The 17881-nt window shown below is 72.3% G+C and carries 14 protein-coding genes and 1 pseudogene; 4 read left to right on the forward strand and 11 right to left on the reverse strand.

Annotated features, from left to right (window positions below):
• Positions 1-381: 381 nt before the first annotated feature.
• A complete protein-coding gene (locus ACWD0Y_RS10125; protein ID WP_450259912.1) occupies positions 382-1389 on the reverse strand; it encodes a stage II sporulation protein M in 1008 nt (335 codons plus the stop codon).
• A 134-nt stretch (positions 1390-1523) separates the two neighbouring features.
• Here ACWD0Y_RS10125 and ACWD0Y_RS10130 point away from each other — a divergent pair, with 134 nt between their 5' ends.
• Positions 1524-2438 carry an RDD family protein gene (locus tag ACWD0Y_RS10130; protein ID WP_450259913.1) on the forward strand — a complete coding sequence of 305 codons (915 nt, stop codon included), beginning with the start codon at positions 1524-1526 and terminating at the stop codon, positions 2436-2438.
• Between the two features lie 11 nt (positions 2439-2449).
• Positions 2450-2872: a hypothetical protein gene (locus ACWD0Y_RS10135; protein WP_450259914.1), complete on the forward strand. Its 423-nt coding sequence runs from the start codon at positions 2450-2452 to the stop codon at positions 2870-2872.
• Between the two features lie 370 nt (positions 2873-3242).
• Here ACWD0Y_RS10135 and ACWD0Y_RS10140 read toward each other — a convergent pair whose 3' ends face one another.
• Positions 3243-3857, reverse strand: coding sequence for a hypothetical protein (locus ACWD0Y_RS10140; RefSeq protein WP_450259915.1), 615 nt, complete (start codon positions 3855-3857; stop codon positions 3243-3245).
• Positions 3858-3955: 98 nt separating this feature from the next.
• Positions 3956-5413 carry an adenosylhomocysteinase gene (gene ahcY / locus ACWD0Y_RS10145; RefSeq protein WP_450259916.1) on the reverse strand — a complete coding sequence of 486 codons (1458 nt, stop codon included), beginning with the start codon at positions 5411-5413 and terminating at the stop codon, positions 3956-3958.
• A 340-nt stretch (positions 5414-5753) separates the two neighbouring features.
• Between ahcY and ACWD0Y_RS10150 the strand changes: the two are divergent.
• Positions 5754-5903: pseudogene (locus ACWD0Y_RS10150) on the forward strand (hypothetical protein); the annotation flags it as partial.
• Positions 5904-5974: 71 nt separating this feature from the next.
• Here the strand turns inward: ACWD0Y_RS10150 and ACWD0Y_RS10155 are convergent.
• The 6 genes from ACWD0Y_RS10155 to ACWD0Y_RS10180 all read right to left on the reverse strand — a co-directional run bounded on the left by ACWD0Y_RS10155 (position 5975) and on the right by ACWD0Y_RS10180 (position 11793).
• Positions 5975-6943: a cation diffusion facilitator family transporter gene (locus ACWD0Y_RS10155; protein ID WP_450259917.1), complete on the reverse strand. Its 969-nt coding sequence runs from the start codon at positions 6941-6943 to the stop codon at positions 5975-5977.
• A 97-nt stretch (positions 6944-7040) separates the two neighbouring features.
• Entirely contained in the window at positions 7041-8207 is a 1167-nt protein-coding gene (manA, locus tag ACWD0Y_RS10160; protein WP_450259918.1) for a mannose-6-phosphate isomerase, class I, read from the reverse strand.
• A gap of 87 nt (positions 8208-8294) precedes the next feature.
• On the reverse strand, positions 8295-9422 hold the full coding sequence (locus ACWD0Y_RS10165; protein WP_450259919.1) for an SIS domain-containing protein: 1128 nt from the start codon (positions 9420-9422) through the stop codon (positions 8295-8297).
• 95 nt (positions 9423-9517) lie between these two features.
• On the reverse strand, positions 9518-9700 hold the full coding sequence (locus tag ACWD0Y_RS10170) for a Trm112 family protein (protein WP_093800582.1): 183 nt from the start codon (positions 9698-9700) through the stop codon (positions 9518-9520).
• A gap of 281 nt (positions 9701-9981) precedes the next feature.
• Complete coding sequence (locus tag ACWD0Y_RS10175) at positions 9982-11349, reverse strand: phosphomannomutase/phosphoglucomutase (protein WP_450259920.1); 1368 nt, start codon at positions 11347-11349, stop codon at positions 9982-9984.
• Between the two features lie 69 nt (positions 11350-11418).
• Positions 11419-11793, reverse strand: a complete 375-nt coding sequence (locus ACWD0Y_RS10180; RefSeq protein WP_218058195.1) for a DUF3499 domain-containing protein — start codon at positions 11791-11793, stop codon at positions 11419-11421.
• Between the two features lie 321 nt (positions 11794-12114).
• Here ACWD0Y_RS10180 and ACWD0Y_RS10185 point away from each other — a divergent pair, with 321 nt between their 5' ends.
• Positions 12115-12585 (forward strand): metallopeptidase family protein, encoded by a 471-nt coding sequence (locus ACWD0Y_RS10185; RefSeq protein ID WP_450259921.1) that lies wholly within the window; start codon positions 12115-12117, stop codon positions 12583-12585.
• A 6-nt stretch (positions 12586-12591) separates the two neighbouring features.
• On the opposite strand, the gene ACWD0Y_RS10190 is transcribed toward ACWD0Y_RS10185, so the two are convergent.
• On the reverse strand, positions 12592-14142 hold the full coding sequence (locus ACWD0Y_RS10190) for a DUF5719 family protein (RefSeq protein ID WP_450259922.1): 1551 nt from the start codon (positions 14140-14142) through the stop codon (positions 12592-12594).
• Positions 14139-17867 (reverse strand): glycosyltransferase, encoded by a 3729-nt coding sequence (locus tag ACWD0Y_RS10195; RefSeq protein WP_450259923.1) that lies wholly within the window; start codon positions 17865-17867, stop codon positions 14139-14141. The genes ACWD0Y_RS10190 and ACWD0Y_RS10195 overlap by 4 nt, the downstream gene beginning before the upstream one ends.
• Positions 17868-17881 lie beyond the last annotated feature (14 nt).

Genomic DNA, 17881 nt, shown 5'->3' on the forward strand with positions numbered 1-17881 from the left:
AGGAACGGACGCTTCCTTCGTACTCACCCTCGCGGGCTTTCCTCCGGGCTTTCGTTCGGCATTTCGTGTTCCCGACTCTATCAGACCCTTTCCGGTCCGACTTCCTCGGCGCCTTCCGGTTCTTCGCTTTCGCGTTTCCCTTTCCGGCGGTTCCGACTTTATCAGAAGCATTTCCGCCGAGCTAATCGGCTTCCTGATTCGGATAAGAATCGAATTGACTCTCGGGAGTTGATTCCCTGAGGAGCCGCATAAACTTTAACGGTTGCCAGTGAGTATGTCCAACTCGATGCAACTGTTAAAATCTACCTCCTCACGCCGACCGTGTCAACAGTCCTTGTGGGGCAGACAGGACACTAGCAGGTCAGACAGGTCGTACGCACATCACGCGGCGGTCGGGAGTTCCGCGCTGCGGTCGGCCGGTTCGACGTCACCCTGGTCGCCTGCTCGGGCTGCTCGGCCGCCCAGGATGTAGACGTACGCGAGGAATGCCAGCTCGGCGGCGATGCCGATGGTGATGCGGGCCCAGGTGGGCATGCCCGACGGTGTGACGAAGCCTTCGATCAGGCCGGAGACGAAGAGGACCAGGGCCAGGCCGAGAGCCATGCCCAGGGCCGCTCGGCCTTCTTGGGCCAGGGCCGCACGGCGGGGGCGGGGGCCCGGGTCGATGAGGGTCCAGCCGAGGCGCAGGCCCGTACCGGCGGCTACGAAGACTGCGGTGAGTTCGAGCAGGCCGTGCGGGATGACCAGGCCCAGGAAGACGTCGAGGCGGCCGGCCGAGGACATCAGGCCGATGCCGACACCGAGGTTCAGCATGTTGAGGAAGAGGATCCAGAGCACCGGGAAGCAGAGGAAGGCGCCCAGGACCAGGCACATGGCTGCTGCCTGGGCGTTGTTCGTCCAGACCTGGGCCGCGAAGGATGCTGCGGGGTTGCTGGAGTAGTAGGTCTCGTACTGGCCGCCGGGGCGGGTCATTTCGCGGAGTTCCGCGGGGGCCGCGATGGCTGACTGGACCTCGGGGTACGTGCCGATCCACCAGCCGATCACGGCTGCCACGGCGATGGAGAGTACGGCTGTGGGGACCCACCAGTGGCGGGTGCGGTAGATCGCGGCGGGGAAGCCGGCGGTCAGGAAGCGGGTCGCGTCGCGCCAGGATGCGCGGCGGGTGCCGGTCACGGTGGCGCGGGCGCGGGCCACGAGCTGGGTGAGACGGGCGGTGAGGGCGGGGTCCGGGGCGCTGGACTGGATCAGTGAGAGGTGGGTGGCCGTGCGCTGGTAGAGGGCGACCAGTTCGTCGGCCTCGGCGCCGGTGAGGCGGCGGCCGCGGCGCAGGAGATGGTCCAGTCGGTCCCACTCTGCGTGGTGGGCGGTGACGAAGACGTCGAGGTCCATGATCGGCTGCTGCTCCAGGCCCTGGGTCCGTACGGTCCGTACTGCGCGGCGCGCTCTGCGGGCCAGCTTGGCAGACTGGGGATTCGAGGGGCAGGGAAGGGCGGCGGCCGTGGGTGGCGGAGGGTGGGTTTCCGGTGAGTGAGCTTGTTACGGGCGACGCGGTTGTACTGGGGTTGCGGCCGGCGAGGCTGCCGAGCCGGGCTCTTGCCCTGGCGATCGACATGGCAGTGGTGTGGACGGTTTACCTGAGTGTGTCCGTGGGACTGGCGATAGCCACTGCCTCGCTCGACGAGGCGGCCGGTATGGCGATCGCGGTGGCGTCTTTTCTGCTGGTGCTGGTCGGGGCCCCGATAGCGGTGGAGACGCTCACCCATGGGCGGTCGCTGGGGAAGATGGCCTGCGGGCTGCGGGTGGTGCGGGACGACGGGGGGCCGGTCCGGTTCCGGCATGCGCTGGTCCGGGGGGCGGTGGGGGTCGTGGAGATCCTGATGACCTTTGGGGTCGTTGCGTGTATTGCTTCGCTCGTGTCCGCGCGGGGTCGGCGGATCGGGGATGTTTTCGCCGGGACTCTCGTCGTACGGGAACGGGTGTCTGCGGGGCGGGTGGGTGTGGTGCCGCCTCCGCCGCCGTGGCTCGTGGGGCGGTTCGCCGGGCTGGACCTGTCCGGGGTGCCGGACGGGCTGTGGCTTGCGGTGCGGCAGTACCTGACGCGGATGGGGCAGTTGGATCCACAGGTCAGCTCGTCCATGGCTGAGCGGCTGGCCGGGGATCTTGCGGTGCGTACGGGGGCGCCGGCGCCTCGGGATGTGCCGCCGGCCGCTTACCTCGCGGCCGTGATGAACGAGCGGCAGGCTCGGGAAGCGCGTCGGGTGCTGACGGGGACGGGTGCCCCCGGTGTGGTCGCGCCGGAGGGCGGGGCAAGCGCGGTGGCGGATGCTGTGCGGGTGGCTGCGCCGGATGCCGGGCCGGGCGCTGGGGCGGGACGGGCGGAGGCGCCGTTGTCCAGTGCCAGTACTGGCACTGGCACTGGGTTTGCGCCGCCCGCTTAGGGCTCCCCTCGATGGGGGTTGGCTCCTCGTTGTGGGGTGCCGGCGGGCAGCGTGAGGTGAAGGGCATCGGTACGGCCTCGCTGCTCATGCTGGAGGAGCGGGCGTGCGAGCTCAGCCTCAGCCAGCGGTCGGACCCGGCGTGGGTGGGGGCGAATGCGGCGCCCGAGGGAAGCCACTGCCTGTGGCCGGCCCGGTGGAACAGCCTGTCCCACCGTCCGGACATTCCGCGTCGGCTGCGGTGCGGTCTGCTGCTCACACTGCGCTCGGGAGAGCGCGTGATGAGCCTGCCGGGCATGCTTCCCGATGCCTTCGTCCCACTGCCGAGGGTGACCTCGCGCGAAGAAGGCAGGCGGGTCGGCCGGCTCCTGGACCGTGTTCCGACGGTCAGGGAATGGCTGTTGCGGGAAGGCGAGGGCTCAGCGGGCCGGCTGTGACAGGCGGTGCCGCCCGGAGTGGCGGGAGAAGCTGGGTGACGTCGTTGCGGTTGCCGCCGGTCGGCGTGGTGGCGAGTGGGATACGGGATGTCGGTGGGGTCGGTGATCAAGGGGCGCTGCCCGGATCGGATGCGGGAGCCGTCCGCCGTTGCCCGGGAGGAGTCCAGGGCGCTCGCGCGGCGGATCCTGAGGATGCCGGTGTGCAGTGCGGGCAGGGTGCCCTGGCCACCCCACCGGGCCGGATACCGAGTGCGGCGCTCCGGCTCCCGGACCAACAGTCCCGGAGTGGACCGGCCACCCCGAAGATCATTGCGCTGGGAGTCGCTGGGCGGGGCGGCGCTCGCAGTCGTGGGAGGCGGGGTGCTGGTGGTCAGGGAAAGGCCGAAGGTGGGGTTTCCAGGTGCTCCAGCTCGATGCCGGGGGCTGAGAGGACCACGTCGCCCGCGATGTGGATCTGGTGCTGCTCGCCGGTGTCCAGGGCGTTGACCTGGTACTCGTCCACCATCAGGGGGCCGTTGTCAGTGGCGTGCGCTTCACTCCTGAGCAGGGCCCAGGACTGGTCGATCGTGCGGGGGGCCAGGACCGGGTCCGTGAAGGCGACGAGACGGACGCGGGCGGCGGGGGAGCCGGGGGTGAGGCGCAGGAGGCGGGTGGTGGCGACGAGGAAAGCGGGGGATGTACCGGTGAAGGCATGGGCGGGGACGTTGCCTTCGGTGGCGTGAGTGCCGGTCGGGTCGGTGCGGACCCAGGTGACGCCGTCGATGGCCGCGCCGCGGATCTGCCAGCTCGCGGCGTGCAGTTCGAGGCGGATGGGGCGGCCGAGTTCGTCGATGGCCAGGTCGACGGAGCCGGCGTGGTCGCCGGAGGGGGCGGTGATCTGGGAGACGTAACGCCAGCCGGAGGGGCCGGGCGCGCAGTGGAAGTGTTCTTCGCCGAGGAGGGTGTGGTCGTGGGGGTCGTGGAGCGAATATCGGCCTCGGGGCATGGGTCTGTCCGGTTCTTCGGGTCCGACACGGGGCAGGCCCCCGGCACGGGGGTGCGGGGGCCTGCCTGAAAGCTACTGCTGTGTGTTGAGCGTGGTGCTCAGTAGCGGTAGTGGTCGGACTTGAACGGGCCCTCGACCTCGACGCCGATGTAGGCGGCCTGCTCGGGGCGGAGGGTCGTGAGCTTGACGCCGAGGGCGTCGAGGTGGAGGCGGGCGACCTTCTCGTCGAGGTGCTTGGGCAGCACGTAGACGTCGGTCGGGTACTCCTCGGGCTTGGTGAACAGCTCGATCTGGGCCAGGGTCTGGTCCGCGAAGGAGTTGGACATCACGAACGAGGGGTGGCCGGTCGCGTTGCCCAGGTTCAGCAGGCGGCCCTCGGACAGGACGATGATGACCTTGCCGTCGGGGAACGTCCAGGTGTGGACCTGCGGCTTGACCTCGTCCTTGACGATGCCGGGGATGGCGGCGAGGCCGGCCATGTCGATCTCGTTGTCGAAGTGACCGATGTTGCCGACGATCGCCTGGTGCTTCATCTTGGCCATGTCCGCAGCCATGATGATGTCCTTGTTGCCCGTCGTGGTGACGAAGATGTCGGCGATGGAGACGACCTCGTCGAGCGTCGTGACCTGGTAGCCGTCCATGGCCGCCTGGAGCGCGCAGATCGGGTCGATCTCGGTGATGATCACGCGGGCGCCCTGGCCGCGCAGGGACTCCGCGCAGCCCTTGCCCACGTCGCCGTAGCCGCAGACGACGGCGACCTTGCCGCCGATCAGGACGTCGGTGGCGCGGTTGATGCCGTCGATGAGGGAGTGGCGGCAGCCGTACTTGTTGTCGAACTTCGACTTCGTCACGGCGTCGTTCACGTTGATCGCCGGGAAGAGGAGGGTGCCGTCGCGGTGCATCTCGTACAGACGGTGGACGCCGGTGGTGGTCTCCTCGGTGACGCCGCGGATCTCGGAGGCCAGCTGGGTCCACTTCTGCGGGCTCTCGCCGAGGGTGCGGTTGAGGAGCGTGAGGATGTGGGCGTACTCCTCGCTGTCCGCGGTGGAGGGGTCCGGAGCGGCGCCGGCCTTCTCGAACTCGACGCCCTTGTGGACGAGGAGGGTGGCGTCACCACCGTCGTCGAGGATCATGTTCGGGCCGCCAGTGGGCGTGTTCGGCCAGGTCAGAGCCTGCTCCGTGCACCACCAGTACTCCTCCAGGGTCTCGCCCTTCCAGGCGAAGACCGGGACACCGGCGGGGGCGTCCGGGGTGCCGTTCGGCCCGACCGCGATGGCGGCGGCGGCGTGGTCCTGGGTGGAGAAGATGTTGCAGGAGGCCCAGCGGACGTCGGCGCCGAGGGCGACCAGCGTCTCGATGAGGACGGCGGTCTGCACGGTCATGTGCAGCGAGCCGGTGATGCGGGCGCCGGCGAGCGGCTGAGCGGCGGCGTACTCCTCGCGGATCGACATCAGGCCGGGCATCTCGTGCTCGGCGAGAGTGATCTCCTTGCGGCCGAAGGCGGCGAGGGAGAGGTCGGCGACCTTGAAGTCCTGGCCGGTGGCGACAGTCGTCATGCGGGCTGCTCCTCGTGGGTTGGTTCGAGGTGGGTACGGCTGACTCTGCGGCGGCGGGCATACGAGTGCCCGGGCGCTCGCAGCGCAGTCCGTCGGAGGCCCTCTCTCCCTCGGCCGGTCCACGGGACCGCCCGACCGCCATCAGCAGCGACGTCTGGCTAGGTCACGAATCTACACCGATCGGCCCAGTGAACCCCAGCCGCCCTGGTCAGGGCTGTGGGCGGGAGACAGGGAGACAGGTCGGCCGATACCAGATTTTTTGGGCTTTTGATCGGGGTGTTTGTGTGTGGCACGGCGCCTGTTCACCGGGACCATGCGCGCAGCCAACGAGGAGATCCACGTGGCGAGACCTGCAGGTCACCCGGGGAGCGGAGACATGAGAACCGGGGGCATGAGCGGACAGAAGAAGCCGAAGCTGCTCGCGGTCACCGCCTGCCCCACCGGTATCGCCCACACGTCCATGACGGCGGAGAAGCTGACGCGGGCAGCGAGAAGGCCCCCGCCGGTGAACGGCGGGGGCCTTCTTCGTGAGGCGCGTGAGGCCTGTGGGGCGTACGGAGGTCAGTGACCGGCCGGGCCGCCCGGTGTGCTCGCCGGGTTCTTGCCCGCCGCTGCCGCCGTCTCGCTGTAGATGTCCGGCTCCAGGTAGATCACGCGGGCGATCGGGACCGCCTCGCGGATGCGGCTCTCCGCCGCGTCGATCGCGTGGGCGATCTCGGCGGCCGTGTCGTCGTGCTGGACCGCGATCTTGGCGGCGACCAGCAGTTCCTCGGGGCCGAGGTGGAGCGTACGCATGTGGATGACGCGGGTGACCGTCTCACCGTCGACGAGAGCGGTCTTGATCTTCTCCACGTCCTCCGTGCCGGCCGACTCGCCGAGGAGGAGGGACTTGGTCTCGGCCGCCAGGATGATCGCGATGACGATCAGCAGGACGCCGATGCAGAGGGTGCCGATGCCGTCCCAGACGCCCTCGCCCGTGACGAGGGCCAGGCTGACGCCGACGAGCGCCAGGATGAGGCCGACCAGCGCGCCGAGGTCCTCCAGGAGGACGACCGGCAGCTCGGGGGCCTTGGCGCGGCGGATGAAGTTCTTCCAGGACAGGTTGCCGCGCGTCTGGTTGGACTCGACGATCGCCGTGCGGAAGGAGAAGGACTCCGCGATGATCGCGAACACGAGGACGCCGACCGGCCAGTACCAGGCCTCGATCTCGTGCGGGTGCTTGATCTTCTCGTAGCCCTCGTAGATGGCGAACATGCCACCGACGGAGAACAGCACGATGGAGACCAGGAAGGCGTAGATGTAACGCTCGCGTCCGTAGCCGAAGGGGTGCTGGGGGGTCGCCTCGCGCTGAGCTTTCTTGCCTCCGAGCAGCAGCAGGCCCTGGTTGCCCGAGTCGGCGAGCGAGTGCACGCTCTCCGCGAGCATCGAGGACGAGCCACTGAAGAGGAACGCCACGAACTTGGCTACTGCGATCGCGAGGTTGGCGGCGAGTGCCGCCACGATCGCCTTGGTTCCGCCTGACGCACTCATGGGTGCCGGATGTCCCTTCCTTGGTGCTGCGGCCCTGGCGCCGCCGTACGGCCGGTCATTGTTGCAGCTTGCCGCGGAAGCCTGCGCGGACGGTACGTCAGGCGACGACCGTGGCACGGAAGAGTGTGCCCGTACCGGACAATCGGGTCGATTCGCCTGCCGGTACGAAGGCCGACTCTCCCGGTGCGAGGGTGAGTTCGCCGGCGCTGACCCTGCCGGCCGTGCAGAGCAGGATCTGCGGGGTGGCGGACGGGAGGGTGCGCGGCGCCGCGCCCTCGGCCAGGACGTGGCGCGAGAGGCGGAATTCGTCGATCGGGGTGTCGTACAGCTCTTCGCCGTCGGGGGACGACGCCTCGGGGCGCAGGACGCCCGGGTCGCCGGCCTCGAAGCGGACGACGCGCAGGAGTTCGGGGACGTCCACGTGCTTGGGGGTCAGGCCGCAGCGCAGGACGTTGTCCGAGTTCGCCATGATCTCGACGCCGAGGCCGCTGAGGTACGCGTGCGGGACGCCGGCGCCGAGGAAGAGGGCCTCGCCGGGCTGCAGCCGTACGTAGTTGAGCAGCATGGCGGCGATGACGCCCGGGTCGCCCGGGTAGTGGTGCGCGAGGCCGGCGTACGGGGCGTACGCGCCGCCCAGGCGCTCGGCGGCGGCCGCGGCCGCCGTGACGGTCCCGGCCATCTCGGCGCGGTCCGCGGTCAGTACGGCGGTGAGCACCTCGCGGAGCGCGGCCTCCTCGGGGTGGGCGTGGAGGAGGTCGACGTACGGCTTGAGGGAGTCGACTTCGAGCGCGGCGAGCGTGTCGGCCGACTCGGCGGGGGCGCGGAAGCCGCAGAGGCCCTCGAAGGGGGTGAGAGCGCAGATCAGTTCGGGCTTGTGGTTGGCGTCCTTGTAGTTGCGGTGCGGGGCGTCGAGGGGGACGCCCCGGGCCTCCTCGGCGGCGTAGCCCTCCTTGGCCTGGGCCAGGTTCGGGTGGACCTGGAGGGAGAGGGGGGCGCCGGCCGCGAGGATCTTGAGGAGGAAGGGGAGGCGGGGGCCGAACTTCCGCACCGCGGCCTCGCCCAGTTCGGCTTCGGGGGCGGCTTCGACGACCGCCGAGAGGGGCTGTTCGCCCGTGCCGCGGTCGACGCGGGAGGGTGCTCCGGGGTGGGCGCCCATCCACATCTCGGCCTGGGGCTCGCCGGTGGGGGCGGTGCCGAGCAGGTCCGGGATGGCGGTCGTGGAGCCCCAGGCGTAGGGGCGCACGGTGTTCGAGAGGCGGTCCATGGGGCTTTCCCTGGGTGTGGTGGCTCTGGTACCGGCCGGCCTCGGTGGCGGCGGCAGGTGGTGCAGGTCAGGTGCTGGCCCTCATGATCACCCTGCGGAAGCGAGCGCCAGGTAAACGGCGGCGAAATCCGTGATGGCGAGCAGTTCGGCGAGGTTCTCCAGCTCGCTGCCCTCCTCCGGTTCGATCTCGCTGACGGCCGTGTCGTGGCTGAGCGCGAGCTCGCGGGCGGCCGGGGCCGCGGAGATTCCGCCGGCGGGGCGGTCCCGGAGGAGCACCACGCGTGCGTGCAGCGCCTGTGCTTCGTCGACACGGTCGCGGAAGAAGTCTTCGGGGTCGGCGCCCGCGGCGAAGGTCCCCGCGAGCAGTACGCCGTGGGCGGGCAGGGCCTCCGGAAGCTCGGCGGCGAGGGCGGGGCGGCCGGCCAGCTCGGCGAGCACGGAGGAGAACCGGCGGCCTGCGGGGCCGGCGCACGCGCCCTCCGTCCAGATGAGCGGCAGCGAGTCCGCGAGCTCGGACGCGAGGGTCTTGGCCGGGTTGCCGTACGTCGCGATGGCCGGGCCGCAGCGTTCCGCGGTGCGGTCGAGGCGGTCGGCGACGAGCCGGAGGGTGTCCGGGGGCGCGGTGACCAGGCCGAGGCGGTCGAAGAGGACGAGGAGGGGGGTGAGGAGTGCCCAGAGCGCGCCGGGGCCGGTGGCGTCGCCCTCGTCGTACTCCTCGTAGGGCGCCGTCGCCATCGGTACGACCATGCCGTGCACGCCGCCGACGGACTCGCTCAGCGGGGAGCGCTGCGGGGCCACGGCGACGACCGTGCAGCCGCGGCGGTACGCCTGCTCGGCGAGGAGCGCGAGGCCGGGTTCGGCGCCGTCCGGGGTGACGAGGAGGAGGAGGTCGACGGAGCCCGCCCAGCCCGGGAGCGCCCAGCGCAGGGCGCCGGCGGCGGGGGCGACTCCGGTGGGGTGCAGCCGGGCGACCGGGCAGGAGGCGCCGGCGAGGGTGGCCAGCAGGTCGGCCACGCCGTTCGCGGCGGTGCCCGGGCCCGCGATCAGTACGGCGCGGGGGCGGCCCTCCGGCTTGATCTCCGCGAGGCCGGCCTCGGTGGCGTGCCGTGCGGCGGTGCGTACGCGTGCGCCCGCCTCCGCGGCGCCGCGGAGCAGGCCGCGGTGGTCGGCACGGGCCAGGGACTCCGGGTCGTCCAGCAACGACTCGTCGAGCATGGTGCGGGCCTCCGATCGCCGGGCGCGTGGCTTGTGGCCCTGCGCGAGGTGGTGGGTGGGGCGTCAGGCGGGGCGGGTGTCGGGCGGGCTGGGCGTCAGGCGGGGCGGCGGGCCTCGTCGACGAGGAGGACCGGGATGCCGTCTCGTACGGGGTAGGCCAGACCGCAGTCCTTGCTGGTGCAGATCAGCTCGGGGGTGTCCGCGGCGGACGCGTCGTCGAGGGGCGCGTGGCAGGCGGGGCAGGCGAGGATCTCCAGAAGGCCGGCTTCGAGCGGCATGGGGCGGGTCCCTTCAAACATGCGGGCAGGGGTACGGATCGGGCCAGGTCAGCCTACCGCCGGGGCGGGGGCGGCGCGGTCTGGCGGGGCGATCGGCGTGGACGTGGCGGTGTTCCCCGGTTCCTCGCTGCCGGACGGGCGGTGCGGAGGGGCGCGGGTGGAGGGGCGCGGGTGGAGGGGGCGCGGGTGGAGGGGGCGCGGGTGCGGTACCCCTCCGCCGGGCCCCGTGGAGCCCGGCGGAGAAGGTACGCGCACGGTGCCGCCGTGCCGGGGCCGGAAGGCTAGGCGCGGATCAGGGCCAGGGCCTCGTCCCGGGTTTCCACCATGGTGGACTCGTCCCTCGCCTCCACGTTCAGCCGCAGCAGGGGCTCCGTGTTGGAGGGGCGGAGGTTGAACCACCAGTCGGCGGCGGTGACCGTCAGGCCGTCGAGTTCGTCGATGGTGATTCCGTCGCGGCCGGTGTACGCCGCCCTGACCGCCGCCAGCCGGCCCGCCTGGTCGTCCACCGTCGAGTTGATCTCGCCGGAGCTCGCGTAGCGGTCGTACTGCGCGACCAGGTCGGACAGGGTGCCCTCCTGGCCGCCGAGGGCCGCGAGGACGTGGAGGGCGGCCAGCATGCCGGTGTCCGCGTTCCAGAAGTCCCGGAAGTAGTAGTGCGCCGAGTGCTCGCCGCCGAAGATCGCGCCGGTACGGGCCATCTCCTCCTTGATGAAGGAGTGGCCGACACGGGTACGGACCGGGGTGCCGCCGTTCTCCTTGACGACCTCCGGGACGGACCACGACGTGATCAGGTTGTGGATGACCGTGCCCTTGCCGCCGTTGCGCGCCAGCTCGCGCGCGGCGACCAGCGCCGTGATCGCGGACGGGGAGATGCCCTCGCCGCGCTCGTCGACGACGAAGCAGCGGTCCGCGTCGCCGTCGAAGGCCAGGCCGAGGTCGGCGCCGGTCTCGCGGACCTTCGCCTGGAGGTCGACGATGTTCTTCGGGTCGAGCGGGTTGGCCTCGTGGTTCGGGAACGTGCCGTCCAGCTCGAAGTAGAGGGGGACGACCGTGAGGGGCAGGGAGGCGAAGACCGTGGGGACCGTGTGGCCGCCCATGCCGTTGCCCGCGTCGACCACGACCTTCAGGGGGCGCATCGAGGCCAGGTCGACCAGGGAGAGGAGATGGGCCGCGTAGTCCGTCAGCGTGTCACGCCGGGTGATGGTTCCGGTCCTGGTGGCGGGGGGCGTCTGCGGAGCGTTCGCCGACCACTCCTCCACCAGCGCGCGGATCTCCGCGAGACCCGTGTCCTGGCCCACCGGAGCCGCTCCCGCCCGGCACATCTTGATGCCGTTGTACTGCGCGGGGTTGTGCGAGGCCGTGAACATCGCGCCCGGCAGACCGAGTTGCCCGGACGCGAAGTACAGCTGGTCGGTCGAGCAGAGCCCGATCTCCGTCACGTCCACCCCGCGCGCCGCCGCCCCGCGCGCGAACGCCCGCGAGAGCCCCGGCGACGAGGGCCGCATGTCGTGCCCGGTGACAATCGCGTCGGCATTCGTCACCTGCGCGAAGGCGGCTCCGAACAGCTCGGCCAGCGACTCGTCCCACTGGTCGGGGACCACTCCGCGCACGTCGTACGCCTTGACGATCTGCGACAGATCAGCAGCCACGGCCAACCCTCCTGAAGTCCGGTTAGGACCCCCCAAGCTACCCGCAGGACGTGACGTCAGAAACGGGCCTCAGGAGTCGGGAGAGCGCAGGACCCGCAGATGCCCGCGGCGTGCGACCTCCATCGGGTCCGCGGTGCGCGTCCCGCCGCCGACGTCCGCGGCGCGGTCGTGCGGCCTGGCGGCCTCACGTACGGCGTTGGCCAGTGCTTCGAGATCGTCGCCGCTGGGGCGCGGGGGGGCCGACCCGTCGACGAGCCGGAGGACTTCCCAGCCGCGTGGGGCGGTCAGCCGATCCGAGTGCTCGGCGCACAGGTCGTAACAGTGGGGCTCGGCATAGGTGGCGAGCGGGCCGAGGACTGCGGTCGAGTCCGCGTAGACGTACGTCAGTGTCGCGACGGCAGGGCGGCCGCACGCGGTGCGCGAACAGCGACGTACAGGGCTCACGATGTTGGACGGTACCGCACTCTTGAGCGGGCCGCGACGACTCTCCCTCACGTCACTCCGCCGTGTCGTGTCTTCCACCGTGCCGCGAAGGCCTCCTGAGCCACCGGTCTGACCTGCGCGGAGACCGTGACGAGGCGGTGGATAACCGGCCGTGACCGGTCGTCACCCGGGACAAATGCCGTCAAGCGACGCGAGATCGACGGTCGTGCACCGGCGTGAAAACGAGCCCAACCTTGGCTGGAATGCTCAATATGCGACATGCCGCGTGCCGTCCCTCCGTCGCGGTCCGACCGCTCGGATGAGGGCTACCCTGCGTCAGTGATGGACAGTCCCGTACCCCCCAGTCCCACCGGCCCGGGGCCGCGCCGCCGCGACCGCCACGGCCGCGGCATGCGTGGACCCGTGGCGCCGCCCCAGGTGCCCCTCTCGGTCAGCCGGGCCGCCGTCTTCGGCGACCTCGTGCAGGATTCCGTGGAGCGGCTGGAACGGCGCTGGCCGCAGCTCGCCGAAGTCGACTTCCTGGTGCTCGACGTACCGCCCGCGGCCGGCGGCGGCGACGATTCCGGCGCCTGGGCCGACGAGTCGGTGCCGCTCGGCGGGGTGACCGCCGCGACGAGCGCCCACCCGGCCCGGATCGTCGTCTACCGGCGCCCCGTCGAGATCCGCACCAAGAACCGGGACGAGCGCGCCCTGTTCGTGCACGAGATCATCGTGGAGCAGGTCGCGGAACTGCTCGGGCTCGCACCGGAGTCGGTCGATCCGCGGTACGGGGGCGGGGACGGGCAGGACTGACGCCGGTCAGTCGTCCAGTACCGACAGGTCTTGCTCCGCTTCCGGCACCAGGACCGTCCCGCGGTCGTCCGGCATCGTCTGCACGGTGAACATCGGGATGCCGTCCTCGGGCAGTTCGAGCGCGCGCGACGCGTGGACCGGGCCGCCCGACCGCGGTTCGACCGTCAGCGCGTACGAGCCCTTGAGCCCGGACGGCACCGGCGGCTTCACCGCGAGCGTCGTGCCCGCCTTGACCGTGTACTTCTTGACGACCGGCTCGCCGCCCCCGCTGCCCGCCGACGCGGTGACCTCGACCTCGGCCGTCGCGCCGGGCGCGGTCAGCGAGAGCACCGAGCCCCCGGCCCTGTTGTCCGCCACGGTGGCCCGCTCGCCCACCTGCCCGGTCGCCGGGATGTACGCCGTCTCCCGGGCGGCGCCCTTGCCGCGCACCACGCGCAGCGCGGCGACCACCGGCGCCGGGTCCCCCTGCGCCGGGCTCAGCAGCAGCGAGCCCTCCTCGCCCTTGGTGATGTCCTTGAGGTCGACGGCCGTGGTCATGCCCGCCTTGACGTGCAGGGTCTCGTGGCCCGCCGGTGTGATCGAGCCGCTGCGGCCCGCCAGCCGTACCTTCAGGTCGGCGTCCTCCTCACCGGGCGCGAACACCACCAGGTGTACGGACGTGGCGTCCGCCGGGATGCCGGGGAGCACGACGGTGTCCGAGGCGTCGGCGGAGGCGGCCAGCCAGTCACTGCCGGCCTCCTCGTCCACCGCCTGGACGACGGCGCCGACGCGGCCGCTGCGGGTGGTGACGTGGACGGTCACGTTCTCGGCGCCGTCGGCGCTCAGCGTCGACAGCAGCACCGGGACGCTGGACCTGGCGGGGACCGTGATCCCCTCCCCCGCGTCGGACTCCAGGGCGCCGTCCTTGCCGTACAGCCCGACGTCGGCGACGGCGGCGGTGTCGTCCGGGTTCGTGAGGTGTACGTAGTCGTGCCGCGTGTCGGCGGTGCTCGCGCCGGGGAACCAGAAGCTGGTGTCGGGCGCGGTGCAGCTGACGCCGAGCACGCCCCGGCCGTCGCCCGCCGTGATCTTCGTGGTCTGCTGCGCGGTCCATCCGGGGGCCAGGAGGCCGTCGGCCGAGCCGACGAGGGCGGGGGCCTCGGCGGTGTTCGCCTCGGCGGTGACGGGCTTGCCGGGCTCCTTCAGCGAGAGGACCGGCTTGCCGGGCCCCGCCTTCCCCGGGTCCTTTTTCTTCTTGTCCTCGGCGCCGTCCCGGGCTGCCAGGGTCGCGTTGGTGGGAACGAGTTCCGCGGAGCCCTCCTCCGCGTCCGCGTCGCCCTTGCCCGCCGGGGTGACCGACGTGTACGTCGTCTCCGCGAGGTCGGACGTGCTGGGTGCGGGGCAGAGCAGGCTGGAGCGCTCCACGGGCATCCGCGCCGGGGTCTTCGCACCGGCGGCCCCGCCCGTACCGGCCGCCGCGGTGTCCGCCGGGCCGTCCGGCGCGGAGACCGCGGCGAATCCGGTGACTGCGGCGAGAGCGGTGGCGGCGGCGATCAGGGAGAGGGTGGTGCGGTTCATCGGTTGTTGCTCCCGTCGGGACGCTGCTCGGGCTCGTTGCCTTCGTCGTAGGGCTGCGGCTGCTGCTGTCCGTAGCCGTACGGGTCGTACTGGCCTTCCTGGTACTGGCCTTCCTGGTACTGACCGGTCCGGTACGGGTCCGCCTGGTACGGGTCGGCCCGGTACTGCTCGCCGCCGTAGTCCTGCCGGCCGTCGCCGTACTGGCCGGCCTGGTACGGGTCGGCCTGGTACTGCTCGCCGCCGTAACCCTGGTGCTGGTCCTGGGCGTACGGCTGCTGCTGCCCGTACCCGGCGTCCGCGTACGCCTGCGCGTCCCACTCCCCGTACTGCTGCTGCGGCGGCACGGCCGCGTACACGGCGGTCCCGTCCTGCTCCTGGGACGGCTGACCGTACGGGTCCGCGACCGGCGGGGCCGGGGGCTGCTGCCCGGACTCCCCCGCGTCCTCCTGGGGGGCGTGCGGGGCTTCCGCCTGCGCCGCCGCGCGCAGCCTGCGCGCCCTGCGCCCCTCGCCGGCCACCGGCTGCGCGGGCACCTCGGGCTCCTCCTCGGGCAGGTCGTCGTCGATCTCCTTGCGGCGGCCCGGCAGTGCGAGCACCAGCAGGAGGAGGACGAGCCCGACCTGGGTCCAGACCCACACGGTGTGGGTGACTGGGGCCTCGTAGGTGAGGTCGAGCCTGCCGCCCCCGGAGGGCAGCTCAAAGCCCTGCGCCCAGCCGTCGACGGTCTTCTTCGCGAGTACGCGCCCGTCGAGCGTGGCCTGCCAGCCCTCGGCCGCCGAGTCCGCGATCCGCAGGACGCGCCCCGCTTCGCCCGACGGGATCTCCGTGTGCGCCTCGACCGGCTCCGAGGCGACGGACAGCGGCTCGGCGCCCTCCTCGCCGGAGACGATCGTGGCCCGCGCGACCTGGCGGTCGACGCGCCACAGCGCGCTGCCGTCGAGCTGGCTGAGCCGGCTCAGGCCGGGCGTCGAGTCCAGGACGCGGCTCACCGAGCGGGGCGCACCGTCGCGCACGAGGACGTAACGGACGGCGTACCCGCCGAGCTGGTCGGCCTGGTCGGCGCCGGAGCCCGCGACCAGGTTGGAGACGATCCTGTCGAGGCGCGGACTGCTGCCGCCCGCCTCGACGAGCTCCCCGTCGCCCAGGCGGGCGCCGGAGCCGCGTACGAGCGTGTACGAGACCTTCACGGCCGACGTACCGCCGAGGACCAGGGTGCGCGCCTGGTCGCGGGTGCCGCTCTCCTCCGCGACGAACGCCGGCACCTGCACCGGGTCGCGCCGCTCCAGCGGCCCCGCGGCGCCGCCGATCATCCATCCGGCGGCGGCGAGCAGCGGTCCGGCCGCCGCGGCGAAGGCGATCAGCACGGCGACGGGCTGGCGCCAGCCGAAGCTCTGGGTGGCGACGCGCTCGCGCGCGCCGTCCGCGCCGAGCACGGTGGCGGCGATCAGCGCCAGGCCGTAGACGAGGGTCGCCGGTCCCGCCCAGCCGTGGTTGTTGGTGAGGACCGCGCCCAGCAGGGACACGATCGCCACGACCCACGCCGTGCGGATGGCGAAGGTCCGCTCCCCGCGCAGCAGGGCCGCCAGCGCCGCGAGGACGATGCCGACGAGCAGCAGCCCGCCCGCGGCCTTCGGGCCGCCGGGGCCGGCGCCGAGCAGGTCCAGTGCCCCGGCCGGGTCCGTACCGAAGTCCAGGCCCGCCTCGCGGAAGAAGGCGGCCGGGCTGGTCAGCAGGGTGAGCGACCAGGGGGCCAGCACCAGCACGGGGGTGCCGACGCCGGCCAGGAAGCGCAGTCCGTACGCCACGATGTCGCCGCGCCGCAGCGCCAGTACGCCGATGCCGAGCACCAGGGCGATCGGCCACACGACCGGCGTGAACGCCGTCGCGAAGGTCAGCAGGAGCGCGTAAGCCCAGACGGCGCGCCAGCTGGAACGCGCGCCCTCGGCGCGCAGACCGCTCGCGGAGACGGCGCACCGCGCGATGAGCGGCAGCAGGACCGCCAGGACGGCGGTCCCGAGGCGTCCGGTGGCGAGGGCGCCGGTGGCGGCGGGCAGGAAGGCGTACGCGACGGCCGCCCAGGCGCGCAGCAACCGGGACTCGACGAGCGGGCGCGAGACGAAGTAGGCGGTGAGGCCGGCCAGCGGCACCGAGCAGACGAGCAGCACGGTGAGCGCGAACCCGGTGGAGCCGAGGAAGACGGCCGACAGGGCGGCGAGGAGGGCGAGGTAGGGCGGCGCCGTCTGGGTGCCGCCGGTGCCGATCGGGTGCCAGGCATCGGCGTACCGCGACCAGAGGCCGGACACGTCGGCGGGCGCGGGCAGCAGCGCGCCGCCCGCGAGCGATCCGCCGCCGAGGAGACCCCGGCAGGCCACGAGCGACACCAGGAGGAGCAGCACGAAGAGCATGGGCCCCGGCTTGCGGGCGATCCGCTTCAGCCGCGCGAACTGCTCGATCTCCAGGTAGTCGGCGTCGTCGCCGCCGGGGCCCGACTCGACGACGCCGTGGCGCGAGCCGGTGTCGGGCTCGGAGCCGCCGCCGAAGGTGCCCGCCACCTGTTCGACGGTCGCCCGGACCGTGGCGCCGGTCGGCGGGAAGAGGGGCCGCAGTTCGCTCGCGTCGACCTGTCCCTTTCCGCGCCGCTTCCTGGCCGCGAGGATCTTCCCGGGGCGCAGCAGGGTGCCGAAGAGTCCGGTGACTTCGTCGACCGCCTGGCCCGGCGCCTTGCCGAGCAGGTAGGCGAGCGTGCGGAGCAGCGTGCCGACGACCAGGCGCAGCATGACGTACGGCAGGGCGGGGCCGCGCGCGTTGACGAGCATCGTGTAGACGGCGCCCGCCTTGTCGACGCGGTGCGGGTTGGCGACGGAGCGCCCGGCGCAGTCGATGGGCCTGCGCTCGCGCGCGGACGCCTCGGCGTGGCGCAGTACGGCGTCGGGGGCGACGAGGACGCGGTGGCCCGCCGCGTGGGCGCGCCAGCACAGGTCGACGTCGTCGCGCATGAGGGGCAGCCGGCGGTCGAAGCCGCCGAGCTCCTCCCACACGTCCCGGCGCACCAGCATTCCGGCGGTGGACACGGACAGCACGGAGCGGACCTGGTCGTGCTGGCCCTGGTCCTGCTCGCGCCGGTCCAGTCCGGTCCAGCGGCGGCCGCTGTTGGCGATGGAGACGCCGACTTCGAGGAGCTGTTTCCTGTCGTACCAGCCGCGCAGTTTGGGGCCGACGATCGCGGCGTGCTCGTCGGAGTCGGCGACGCGCAGCAGTTCGGCGAGCGCGTCCGGCTCGGGCGCGCAGTCGTCGTGCAGGAGCCACAGCCACTGCACGGGTTCGCCGTGCGGGAGGTCGGGGAGGTCGTACGCGTCGTCGCGCCACGTCCTGCTCACCGGGTCCCAGCCGCTGGGGCGCTTCAGGTAGGGCAGTTCCTCGGGTGTGAGGACCTGTGCGCTGCGGACCGCCTCGTCGACGGCGGTGCCGAAGCCGGAGCGGCGTGCGAGGTGCAGCACGCGGTCGGCGCCGATCGCGTCGGCGACCAGTTCGGCGGAGTCGTCCGCGCTGCCGGTGTCGGCGGCGACGACGCTCTGTACGGGGCGTTCCTGCCCCAGGAGCCCGGCGAGCGCGTCGGGCAGCCAGCGCGCTCCGTCGTGGGAGACGAGCACGGCGGTGACGACATGCCGGGGGAACTCGGGCTCGGCCGCCGCGTACGGCGCCGACGTTTGGCTGTGCACGGACATCGGGGTACGGGCCC

The sequence above is a fragment of the Streptomyces altiplanensis genome, assembly GCF_053591575.1.